At 58.3% G+C, this 10,038-nt stretch carries 12 protein-coding genes and 2 pseudogenes; 5 read left to right on the top strand and 9 right to left on the bottom strand.

Annotated features, from left to right (window positions below):
• Positions 1-389: 389 nt before the first annotated feature.
• On the top strand, positions 390-1,355 hold the full coding sequence (locus B2A78_RS24385; RefSeq protein ID WP_077732650.1) for a DUF3275 family protein: 966 nt from the start codon (positions 390-392) through the stop codon (positions 1,353-1,355).
• Positions 1,356-1,363: 8 nt separating this feature from the next.
• On the opposite strand, the gene B2A78_RS24380 is transcribed toward B2A78_RS24385, so the two are convergent.
• Together B2A78_RS24380 and B2A78_RS24375 are read right to left on the bottom strand one after the other, a co-directional pair.
• A complete protein-coding gene (locus B2A78_RS24380) occupies positions 1,364-2,944 on the bottom strand; it encodes a hypothetical protein (RefSeq protein WP_168175547.1) in 1,581 nt (526 codons plus the stop codon).
• Positions 2,945-3,288: 344 nt separating this feature from the next.
• Positions 3,289-3,557: pseudogene (locus B2A78_RS24375) on the bottom strand (integrase core domain-containing protein); the annotation flags it as partial.
• Between B2A78_RS24375 and B2A78_RS26795 the strand changes: the two are divergent.
• Complete coding sequence (locus tag B2A78_RS26795; protein ID WP_240502666.1) at positions 3,541-3,876, top strand: hypothetical protein; 336 nt, start codon at positions 3,541-3,543, stop codon at positions 3,874-3,876. The pseudogene B2A78_RS24375 and the gene B2A78_RS26795 overlap by 17 nt on opposite strands.
• A 15-nt stretch (positions 3,877-3,891) precedes the next feature.
• Here B2A78_RS26795 and B2A78_RS26790 read toward each other — a convergent pair whose 3' ends face one another.
• The 7 genes and pseudogenes from B2A78_RS26790 to B2A78_RS26785 all read right to left on the bottom strand — a co-directional run.
• Positions 3,892-4,260 (bottom strand): transposase, encoded by a 369-nt coding sequence (locus tag B2A78_RS26790; RefSeq protein WP_240502667.1) that lies wholly within the window; start codon positions 4,258-4,260, stop codon positions 3,892-3,894.
• A 161-nt stretch (positions 4,261-4,421) separates the two neighbouring features.
• A complete protein-coding gene (locus B2A78_RS24365) occupies positions 4,422-5,015 on the bottom strand; it encodes a GNAT family N-acetyltransferase (RefSeq protein WP_077732648.1) in 594 nt (197 codons plus the stop codon).
• Between the two features lie 37 nt (positions 5,016-5,052).
• Positions 5,053-5,715, bottom strand: a complete 663-nt coding sequence (locus B2A78_RS24360; RefSeq protein WP_077732647.1) for a DJ-1/PfpI family protein — start codon at positions 5,713-5,715, stop codon at positions 5,053-5,055.
• 191 nt (positions 5,716-5,906) lie between these two features.
• Complete coding sequence (locus B2A78_RS24355) at positions 5,907-6,794, bottom strand: DMT family transporter (protein ID WP_077732646.1); 888 nt, start codon at positions 6,792-6,794, stop codon at positions 5,907-5,909.
• Between the two features lie 84 nt (positions 6,795-6,878).
• Positions 6,879-7,526, bottom strand: a complete 648-nt coding sequence (locus B2A78_RS24350; protein ID WP_077732645.1) for an HAD-IA family hydrolase — start codon at positions 7,524-7,526, stop codon at positions 6,879-6,881.
• A gap of 11 nt (positions 7,527-7,537) precedes the next feature.
• Positions 7,538-8,050, bottom strand: coding sequence for a GNAT family N-acetyltransferase (locus B2A78_RS24345; protein WP_077732644.1), 513 nt, complete (start codon positions 8,048-8,050; stop codon positions 7,538-7,540).
• Positions 8,051-8,230: 180 nt separating this feature from the next.
• Positions 8,231-8,383: pseudogene (locus tag B2A78_RS26785) on the bottom strand (IS3 family transposase); the annotation flags it as partial.
• 13 nt (positions 8,384-8,396) lie between these two features.
• Between B2A78_RS26785 and B2A78_RS26230 the strand changes: the two are divergent.
• The 3 genes from B2A78_RS26230 (at position 8,397) to B2A78_RS24335 (ending at position 9,705) form a co-directional block, all read left to right on the top strand.
• On the top strand, positions 8,397-8,546 hold the full coding sequence (locus tag B2A78_RS26230) for a hypothetical protein (RefSeq protein WP_168175546.1): 150 nt from the start codon (positions 8,397-8,399) through the stop codon (positions 8,544-8,546).
• 594 nt (positions 8,547-9,140) lie between these two features.
• Positions 9,141-9,392, top strand: coding sequence for a DUF1778 domain-containing protein (locus B2A78_RS24340; RefSeq protein WP_240502665.1), 252 nt, complete (start codon positions 9,141-9,143; stop codon positions 9,390-9,392).
• 4 nt (positions 9,393-9,396) lie between these two features.
• Positions 9,397-9,705, top strand: coding sequence for a type II toxin-antitoxin system RelE/ParE family toxin (locus tag B2A78_RS24335; RefSeq protein WP_077732642.1), 309 nt, complete (start codon positions 9,397-9,399; stop codon positions 9,703-9,705).
• Positions 9,706-10,038 lie beyond the last annotated feature (333 nt).

The following is a 10,038-nucleotide window of genomic DNA, read 5'->3' as shown; positions in this document are numbered from 1 at the left end:
CTGGTAAAAACCGTGCCGAGCGCCGGCAGGACAAGGCGCGAAGGGCGAAAAACCGGAGTGTACATAGAGTACATGACTACTTCTCCGGGAGAGAAGTAGGACGCGCGAAAGCGCGCCCGTTCGGGTGAAAAACAAGGAAGTTTTTCATCAGCATTTTGAGCCCTGGAGCAACGCAGTCATGGCGGCGCGCAGTAGGTTTTCGGCAGCTTCTGGAGGAGTTTCAACCGTGGCGACTGCGGCTCAGTCGCACCCTTCACCATCGCGGGCCTGCTCGAACGATGGTCGCTCCTTCGGGAGCGCCGCAGGCATCTTCTACCTTCTCCGGGGGAACCCATACCCCGGTCGGGTCGGGATTTCTCCGGTTCATTCATGCCTATAGGAGAAACCCCATGAACCCACCCGACGAAAAATACTTCGACCTTCATATCACCGGCGTCGGCTATCTGAACCGCGTGCGTGAGGCCCCGATCAGACGCGGCCAGCCGTTTCTGGCGGTCGAGGTATCCGCTCTGCACGGCGCGGCGGATGCCGTCGAATATACCCGCTTCGATTGCCGGGTGAACGGCCAGGATGCACAAGCGGTTGTCCGCCAATTGATGCCGGCCATCCAGGCGCGCCAGGCTGTGCTGGTCGGTTTCAGGGTGATCAAACTCAGCGGAACCCTGTACATTCGCGCCATCCATGGCCGTAACGGCACCTTTTCCGTCGGACGGCTGGTGACCGAGATCGGCGAATTCGCCGTCAAGGATACCTTGCTGGACCAGTACGACGAGGGCCGCTACGAAGGTGAGTTCGGCGTCTCCCGGATCTATCCGACCAATTATCTGGCCGGCGGACGGCTGGTCGTCGAGGTCCGCGCCACGCTGGCAACCATGGCCCTGGCGGCCATCGACGAATTGCCGGCCGAGCAGCAATCGCCCCTGCCGGAGCCCGATCCCATCGATCTGGAACCGCGGGCCGAAGCCACCGCGACGAGCTTTCGCGTGCCGGTGGAAGAAACATGTGCATCGGGCGCGAGCGGTGATGAAACCTTGGACAGCCCGGATTCGCCGCCTGATCAGGAGGCGGACGAACGGCTGTTCGGCGTTCTTTGGCCGCTGGGCGCGACGGTGAAACTCGATACCACGGTCGACGTGCCCGGTTTCGGCAACAGAAGGACGGGGCAGGACCACAGACTACTTCCCAAAAAGCCAGCGTCGGGGCGTCGGGTTGATGCCGTTGTTAGGCGCAGTCGTGGCTGTGGCTATGTACTCCGCCCAAGAACTCTGGAAAAGTCGCCCCTGGAGCCGCATGGACACTTGCGTTGCAGGAACAAGCTGTTGAGTGAGGGCAAATCCCTAGCTCGCTCTGGGTAGCATGGCTTTCATGGCCCTGTCGCTTTCTGGCTGGCCGCCCCTGTTCCGGCCGTGGGCGGCTTAGCGCCGGGGCACAAAATCGTCTGTGGTCCGCGCAGCGTGGTGGGATCGAGCAGCAGGTCGACGGAGGCGTCGAGCCCCGCGACGACCTCCGGCGTGGGTTGAATCCGCTTCAGCTCCGCATCGACCGCCTTCGTGCTCGACGGCACCTTGAGTCCCGCGACGGCCTTCGGGTCCCCGACCGCGGCGAGCAGGGCCGACAGCTTCTTCGCCAGTGGCGGGATCTTCGGATCCGCCTTGCCGTAGTGCCGCACAATCTGGTCGAACAGCGATTTCTGTTGATACATGCCGAACGCGCTGGCGAAGAACTCGTCCGCGTTGTCCCAAGGATGTCCGCCGCCGCCAGCCCACAGGGTGTCGGCGACCATCACCAGCCCCGCCGGATGGGTCGTGGTCTTGCCGTCGTCCTTCAGCGGAGGCAGGTGCTTCGCATCGAACGGTGCGCTGGGGAGCGAAACCGGCGCGGTGTTCTGCAGCTCGAGGAAGAGCTCGGCCACTCCCTTGGCCAGCAGGTCGGGCGCGCCCTTGGGGACGCGGTCGCCAAGGTGGAAGGCGAAGATCCCGTGCGAGCCCTCGTGGGCAATGGTTCCCTCCCAGGAATCCTCCTGCTTGATCACCAGCACGCCCTGGCCTCCGAACACGCGGAATGCGCTGTTCGCGCCCTTCGAGATGGCGATCACGCTGGTCCTCAGCGAGTAGGTGCTGTCCGTGATCTTGCCGTTGAGCACGGCGGCCTGCTTTGCGGCGGCTCGCATCCGCTTGACCAGCGTCGGGATCGGCGCCGGATCGTGCTTGCCGCAGTGGTAGGTCTGCGATTCCGGCGCCTTCGTGATCCCGAGGTCCTTGTAGCTCAGGAAGATGCGCGCGGCGACCCCTCCCTCCGTCACTTCGCCGATGATGGCGTCGTTGCCGATCCAGACCCTGTCCCACGGCGTATACTTCTGCGGCGGGAAGGCCAGCAGCGCGGGCGCGGGTGGCAACGCAACGGGAAGCAGCGCCGCGCCCGTCTCCGCTTGGGTCGCGAGCCGCTCGGCCCGCAGGCGCGCCTCCGGTGCATCGCTGACGGGCGCGATGCGCTGATGCAGCCGGTGGAAGGCTTCGTGACGCAGCATCCGGAGTTGCTCCCGCGGCGGCATGAACAGACCGGCGGGACCGAGGTTTATTTCGCCGTTCCTTGTCCATGCGGGTGTCGCGGCGGGCAAGGTGGTGGGTATGCGCGCGCTGATGCGGAGGGGTGGGTGGTCCAGTTCCCCGGGAGCAGTGCCGATGCCGGAATGCACCCGCAGCCTTGAAAAGCCGTAGCCGAAGCGCTGGATACCTGGTGGCGCGCCGATAACGACGGAGTGCGCTGCCGTTGCCATCACCCGATCGGCAATCCGGTCCGCTTCCTGGTCGTATACGTCTTCTGGAGTCTTAACCGTCAGTTTTGTCTGTGTCTTCATGGGCACTTTAGCGTATACGGGTATCCGGCTGAAATCGTGACCGAAGCGGGCAATTTTGGTAGTAGTCGAGTCTCCTTCGACATTCACCGTATTTGCTTCTAACCGCCGCTGTACGGCTTGATTCCCGATCGCGCGCTGCAGAAGGAGGATATGATGCTCATGATGATGCGGCCCAAGTATCGTCTTCCGAGGCCGGGCAAGGCTTGAGGATGCCGGCTTTTGAGCTTGATTCTGTTTTTGTGCAAAGGCTCGCATACTTCACCTTCTCTTCAGTTGCAGCCTGCAGTCTAACGAAGCTGTAGAAAAACCTGCTTTTTGTTGCCCTATGAGCCCGGCTTCGATTTTTTGAAATGATGGGCTCGAACTGGAAATCAGCGGTGGCCCCGGTTTTCTGGACAGAATTTTCCCGATCCTAAGTGGGCTTCTGCGGTTTAGGCTGCCTGTTGAATGGGCAGCGGATCGAAGTACACGCTATCGGGGGTCTTGCCGTCAAGCGATGAATGGGTCGACGTTCGTTGTAGAACTTGAAATACCGCTGCAAGCCTTCTCGTGCCTGGGAAACCGTGTCGTAAGCATGCAAGTGGACCTCCTGATATTTCACGCTTTTCCACAGCCGTTCGACGAACACGTTGTCGACCCAGCGGCCTTTGCCACCCATGCTGATCCGAATGCCGTGGTCTTGGATGAGATCGACGAACTCCGCATTCCCGAGCGATGGCTTTCATCGCATAATCGCCGGTGAGATAGGCCAGCGCCATGCCGGTGCGCGGATCGTCGGCCTATTCCGTTCGATAATGCGCCAAGGGCTTCGCCATCGGCCGCCGTTGCATGCGGGGGATTTCATCCAGCGGCTGATCCGGCGCAAGGCTGGATTGCATGCGCTCGATGAATTCAGGGCTACCCAGATAAATCTGGCCTTACAGATGATCCCAAATGCTCGGCAAGCCAACGCCAGCCCGCACAAAATTAATATACCCCGCGATTGCACGCTTGCGTTGCCGGCCAAACTGGCCCAGTAGCCAATGGGTTTGCAATCAGGCGGGCGAGGGCGCCAAGCCGACCATAGCCGCATAACTGCTCCACGGCCAATCCCCGACATCGCCGACTATCCCGGCACGCACGGGATTCAGCACGACATAACGCGCCAACGCCAGCAGATAGCTGTTCTTCTCCACCAGAATCGCCTGGTATCGCCCCTGAAAAACATGCCCGACGCGCCCGTGCGTTCGGTTTACCATTTGCGTATAAACCCCGTTGAGCTGGCGCATGCCTCGGGCGAGATTGCCCTCCGGCGTTTCAATCACCAGATGATAGTGATTGGACATCAGGCAATAAGCCTGACAAACCCCGTTGAACCGCGCGCAAACCTGCCCCAGCAACGCCAGCCAAGCCTCGCGGTCGATATCGGAAAAATAAATGTCCTCGCGCCTATCGCCACGGGACGTGATGTGATGTGATGGAGGCCGCCGGATAACTCGATGCGGAGAGGTCTTGCCATGGGGGGAGATGACAGGGTGTGGGCGTGTGTGGAAGACCTGACCCCGGTGGTGCCCGAAAGCGGTAGTTAGGCTCTTTTGCCTTTCTCTTCAATTTCTTGCCTGCTGGCGGCCTTCCTGAAGCACGCAGCGTGAAGCCTGTACAGTACATGGGGCCTGAGCATGCTGTCATCATGCATATCCGGATGCTCGAATTCGCGGCTATACTGCATGCCAAGACGCTCCATGACCCGGCGAGACCGCCGATTGCCCATGGTGGTGAAGGCAACAACCTCGGGCAGGCCGAGCCTCAGGAATGCTATCTGCAGCGCACCATGGGCGGCCTCGGATGCGTACCCTCGGCCCCAGTGGGTTACTGAAAGCCGCCAACCAACTTCTACACACGGCGAGAATAGCAATGCCGGGGCTGGCACATGCAGTCCGACGAAGCCGATAAAAGGTTCACCGCCTTTAACCTCGACAGCCCAGAATCCCCAGCCACGCAGTTCAATGAGCGAGCGGATCTTATCCGCCATCTCGTCACTCTCCCGACGCTCCAAAGGTTTGGGAAAGAACTTCATCACTTGCGGATCGGCATTGATGGCGGCAAAAGGTTCAAGATCACTTTCCCGCCACTGCCGCAAACGAAGCCGCTTAGTCTCGAATTCGATCAGTTCCGCCATGACAGGGGCCAAACCTTCTTGGTGCCTAACGCCAAGCTCAGCCGCGGAAGGCTGCGTCGCGCCCTGACGCCGGCTGGAGCATTGTGTTATGCGATTCGCTTACCTTCGCAGCCTCAATGGATGACTTAATGAGCTCCTCAAAAATGCGGGCCTGCCCTGCCGGAACGAGCTGCCTATGTATCTCGCGCCGCTTGGATTCATCACACAAACGTTCAGCCAACCACCCGGTCAGATATAGCGCCGATAAGCACCCGCCCGCCGTAGCAATATTGCCTTCCACTACCAGCGCTTTGTCTTGAACATCGACACCCATAGCCACAAGACCCGGCTTAGCATCTGGATGCGTTGTCGCTTTGATACCTTTCAATAAACCAAGTCGGGATAAAATGAACGAACCTGCGCAGACCGAGCCGATGAGTTGTTTTTGTGGATTCAATTTGAAGGAAGACACAAATTCTTCATCTTCCAATGCGGCTGGCACACCCTTATAACCACTAACAAACAAAACCACGTCAGAGGCATTTGCCTCTGATACATGGCCATCGGTTTTTACCGTCATACCCAGCGTAGACGTGTGGGTGCTTTTTGTTCCAAGAACTCTTACCTTCCAGTCTGTTCTTGTCCGTCCCAGGATGTCTCTCATTAAGAAAAAATCGATATCCGTAAACTCATCAAAGATGACAATCGAAATTTGATACACAATTCATCCCTCCTCCTGATGATGAATTTCCAATTAATTCCTGTAGCACTGTAGATCAATCACTTGCGCTGATCTGTGCTTGCTGAAAATCGCCTTTTAATTACCGAAGCAATAATGCCAACGTAAGCCGCAAGGCCCGAACGGCGTAACCATAGAGGGCTTGTCGGCTTGACGCACTCGTTAGAGCAAAATCAGGCTCGTGGTTGCGGAATGGGCTCTAGCGGCTTAATTTTCTTCCGCTCCCGATGCAGGTTGATAAAGTTGCCTGCCAGTATCAAGCCCGCGCCCAAAACCAAATACTCATCTACACGCTCACCGTAAAGCGCGTAGCCAACCAGAGCTATGAGTGGTAAGCGCAGGAAATCTAAGGGCACCACTACCGAGGCATCCGCCAGGGAAAGTGCCCGCACCATGCAGTAGTGCGCACTGAGCCCGGTAATGCCGACCACGATGAGCCAAGGCCAATGTGCTGCTGCAGGGGTAACCCAAGTAAACACCGCTGGCACCAAACCTAGAGGCAACTGAATCAACATCATGTAAAAGAGAATGCACAGCGGTGTATCTCGCCCCGCCAGCTTCTTGGTCAGCGTATGAGACAGTCCATACGCAAAGGCGCCGGCCAGCATTACAAGCGCCGCCGGATGAACGACCGACCAGCCGGGACGAAGGATAACCAAAACACCGGCGATGCCTAGAACAACCGCCAGCCCCCGACTCGGGGAGATACGCTCACCCAGCAGTAGTGCCGCGAATACCACCGTCCAGAGCGGCACGGTGAACTCAATGGCAAACACCGCCGCCAGCGGAACAAACGCAATGGCATAGAACCAACCGAACTGCCCACAAAAGTGAACGAAGTTCCGCCCGAGATGTATTCTAACGTTCCGAAACGAGACCTGCGTCCAACCGACTCTAGTGAGTATGGCCGAGATAACAGCCAAGCCGATGAGGCTGCGGATGGCAAGAAGTTGGAACGTGCCAAAGTTCGCGGAAAGTTCGCGTACCGCAACGGCCATCGCGGAAAATGAGAGTAAAGCGCCAACCATCCAGGTGGCAGCAACAACTACTGGGTGGCGCATAGGCGTAACTCCTCCTTTCCGGCTGTAAACCGAAGTTTAGCGGGCACGCCGGCGCCAGCCGCTGTGTTCCGCTCGAACCCCAGGTTAGACGCCCTGCGATGCAGCATCGATGAGCCTAGGAAGGTCAGCCATACGGCCAACGACTGCATGAGACTGTCCGAACATTTCGCTGTATTGTGACCCAGGCAAGTAGTGGATCGCCGTCATTCCAGCGGCTGCCGCAGCTTGTAGGCCGACAGGGCTGTCTTCGACGACGATGCACTGATTGGGAGAGTATCCCATTGACCGTGCTGCGTGGAGAAACAGCCCCGGATCCGGTTTCCACGAACCCACCTCATAGGAACTGAACACATGGTCGCCGAAGTATTTCGAAAGGCCGCTTGAAAGCAGGGCTTCGGCGATTTTGGTCGGAGGGCCGCTGGACGCAACGCACTTGGGATAGCTGAGCGTCTCAAGCATCTCGATAGTGCCGGGTGTAGGGCGCAGGTCGATCCGGAAAAGCTCGCTGACTCGAGCGCGATAGGTCGCCTCGAAATTCGGAGGTAGCGGTCGACCGATGCGAGCCCCAAGATCAGCGAGTATCAGCGCCAGTTTCGTCCCCCGGTATCGTTCGACCATTGACTCGAGGGTTTCACCGATCTCAGGCAGCAGATCCAAGAACGCTTGATTACACAGGCCCTCGCTATCCACCAGCGTGCCGTCAAGGTCAAAAATGATGCAAAGGCGAGACATCTTTCTGGCGCCTATCGCCCCGCTTCAGCCGCCGACGTCGGCTGCAAGCGGTTGTTGGGCGAGATATCCTTAATCATAGGGATGCAGTCTAGTGATATACCTCGTGGAGAGACATAGGTAGCAATCTCATCTCCTTTAAAACCGCATGCTCGATAAAACGCCGCGGCGTTTAACGTCGACTCCAAATTTAGCGTCTCCAACCCATGGCTTAAGGCGATCTCCTCAAGGAATGTGACAATCCCCCTTCCTATGCCCTTTCTCATGTGGTTTGGATGGACAAATACGGCGTCAATTTTTCCGGTATCGATATTGATCATGCCCGTGCCAACCACTTGGTGGTGATACTTCGCCACGTAGAAATGTTTCTCGACGTGATCTATGAAATCCTCCGTTAACATACCACCAGTCCACACTTTTAGGGCATCGCCGGAATAGTGGCCAGCACATTGATTGAGGACGGCAGTATTCCTTATCTCCCAGGCCGCCCGAGCATCCTCCCGTTTTGCCTTCTCGATGCTTAACATCGGTCTCTCCTTTATGCCCACCAAACAATTAAACGGTTTTTGTTTATCATCCGTTACGGTGTACCACACGTCCCCTGCCTGACAAAGTATCCTTTATATTTTCTTGATCTATCCTTCTATCTATCTTCCTATTCGGCAATATAGGCTGACCTGGTCAAGTAGCAGCGGACACCCCACTCAACAACCACCTTTCCGAATCATGCTGCCGGTCATGCCATACGCCTGTAGCAGGCCCCGAAACACCCGGCTGGCATATTGCACGCCCGGTTGGGAATGATGCAGCAGTTGGCCGCGCGGCGGTTGCCGGCGCCACAGCGCCATCCGAAGCGCGTCAGCGGGCATGGCGATGCAACGCAGTGCCCGCGAGCAATTGGCCATCCTCGTCGGGGTCAGCCTCTTAGCCGGCGACGTGGGAGGGGCTGCGGCCACAGTGATGACCACCTGCCTCAAAGATCCGGTCACCCACGCGCGAGCGCCGATCATAGAACAGGGGTAAACCATGGCGAAAAAGCCAGGCCTGAACAGGGCGAACGTTGTCCCGTTTCGGTCGGGAACGGCGCGCCGCGCACGGGCGCCGCTGAAGGGTCCACGCCTGGTCTGGCCCACGCGCACCGATGCAATCGCGGCGGTCGCGCCTATCGCTCGGGCGGGGCGGATGACGTGAACCGGCGCTCGAGCGGTCGCTAGAGTCCTCGCTCTGCCGTATCACGCCGTCATGCTCGTGTAGGTCGGCATCCTCCGGGTGATCGAGTTCTTCGGCGCGATGATCTTTGTCACGGTGATCTTGATGCTCGGCTGGCTGTTGATTCAAATGGTCCGCGATTACCTGGCCGGCGCTTAAGGCCTGCGGTCTCTCATCGCTCGCGATCGGGAAACTTGTCGCATGCTAAATTCAGTGCTGGCGTGGAGGCGTATTGGGTCTCGATGTGTGCCGGCAAGCGGCTTAAGAGGCCCTCGATAGGCACCTGGCGCGGATCCGCCGGAAAACGGGCGGCGGATTGCTCAGGAATAATCTAAACAACAAATGTTCATTTGTGCTAATGTTGTTTATCACGCTAAGCTAGACAGTGCCTTAATCCAGCAGGAGGACATGATGCGTTTATCGATTGAAGTGACCCCGGAACAACATCAACGGCTCAAGGCTGTGGCGGCTTTGCGCGGTCAGAGCATCAAGGATTATGTTCTGGAGCGCGTGTTACCGGATATCGCGGCAGCGGATGAAGACGAAGCGCTTCGCCAGTTGGAAGCCTTCCTGGAACCACGGATCAAGGCTGCGAAAGACGCCGCCGTCCACAAATCGGTCGAACAGATCTTCGAGGAAATCCATCGGGAAGCGCGGTAAGGGAATGCTCCCTTATGAATTAACCGCCCCCGCTGAGGAAGACCTCAGGGAGATTGCCCGTTACACGCTAGAGCAATGGCGTCAAAGACAAGCCCTACGCTATGCCGGGCTGCTGGACAAGCATCTTCGGGAGATCGCCGCCCGGACCGTGCCTTCGCGCAGCTTTTCCGAGCGGTATCCCCAGGTCAGGGTGAGCCGCTGTGAACACCACTATATTTTTTATATCCATCCGGAAGAAAAACCACCGCGCATTATTGCCGTCCTGCATGAGCGGATGGAGACGCTGACCCGGCTTAAAAGCCGGCTGGGATGATCGTCCCTTAACTGAAATCGCGCGGATTGCAGTCCCAGCGCTTTATGGGGCCGGTGCAGAAAACGGAAAAACCTGTACGCCAAGGGTCAATGCCGTTAAGTTAAGCCGTCATTCCAATCGCAAACGGTCGTTCTGGGAGCGCCAGAACGCCCCTTCCGGCAGGGATTGCTCACCCCATCCCTGGGGTTCGTCCTACGGACCGTGCTCCGCACGTCCAAATTTGCTCCTGGCAAATTTGTGCCGGACAAATCGGCAGGGCGAGGCGCAATGCGGCGAGCGGGCAGGCCAGGGAAGGACTGCCCAGGACTCGCGAGCGAAGCGGGACGGCGTAGC

The organism is Methylocaldum sp. 14B, assembly GCF_002005105.1.
Lineage (GTDB): Bacteria > Pseudomonadota > Gammaproteobacteria > Methylococcales > Methylococcaceae > Methylocaldum.
The sequence above is the reverse complement of the archived record's forward strand: the minus strand, read 5'-3'. Positions and strand labels throughout refer to the sequence as shown.

Coding starts and splice junctions, on each gene's coding strand:
- B2A78_RS24355 (WP_077732646.1), bottom strand. CDS start 6,794: ATGCGCCACCCAGTAGTTGTTGCTGCCACCTGGATGGTTGGCGCTTTA.
- B2A78_RS24340 (WP_240502665.1), top strand. CDS start 9,141: ATGATGCGTTTATCGATTGAAGTGACCCCGGAACAACATCAACGGCTC.
- B2A78_RS26230 (WP_168175546.1), top strand. CDS start 8,397: ATGCAACGCAGTGCCCGCGAGCAATTGGCCATCCTCGTCGGGGTCAGC.
- B2A78_RS24345 (WP_077732644.1), bottom strand. CDS start 8,050: ATGTTAAGCATCGAGAAGGCAAAACGGGAGGATGCTCGGGCGGCCTGG.
- B2A78_RS24385 (WP_077732650.1), top strand. CDS start 390: ATGAACCCACCCGACGAAAAATACTTCGACCTTCATATCACCGGCGTC.
- B2A78_RS24365 (WP_077732648.1), bottom strand. CDS start 5,015: ATGGCGGAACTGATCGAATTCGAGACTAAGCGGCTTCGTTTGCGGCAG.
- B2A78_RS24350 (WP_077732645.1), bottom strand. CDS start 7,526: ATGTCTCGCCTTTGCATCATTTTTGACCTTGACGGCACGCTGGTGGAT.
- B2A78_RS24335 (WP_077732642.1), top strand. CDS start 9,397: ATGCTCCCTTATGAATTAACCGCCCCCGCTGAGGAAGACCTCAGGGAG.
- B2A78_RS26795 (WP_240502666.1), top strand. CDS start 3,541: ATGAGATCGACGAACTCCGCATTCCCGAGCGATGGCTTTCATCGCATA.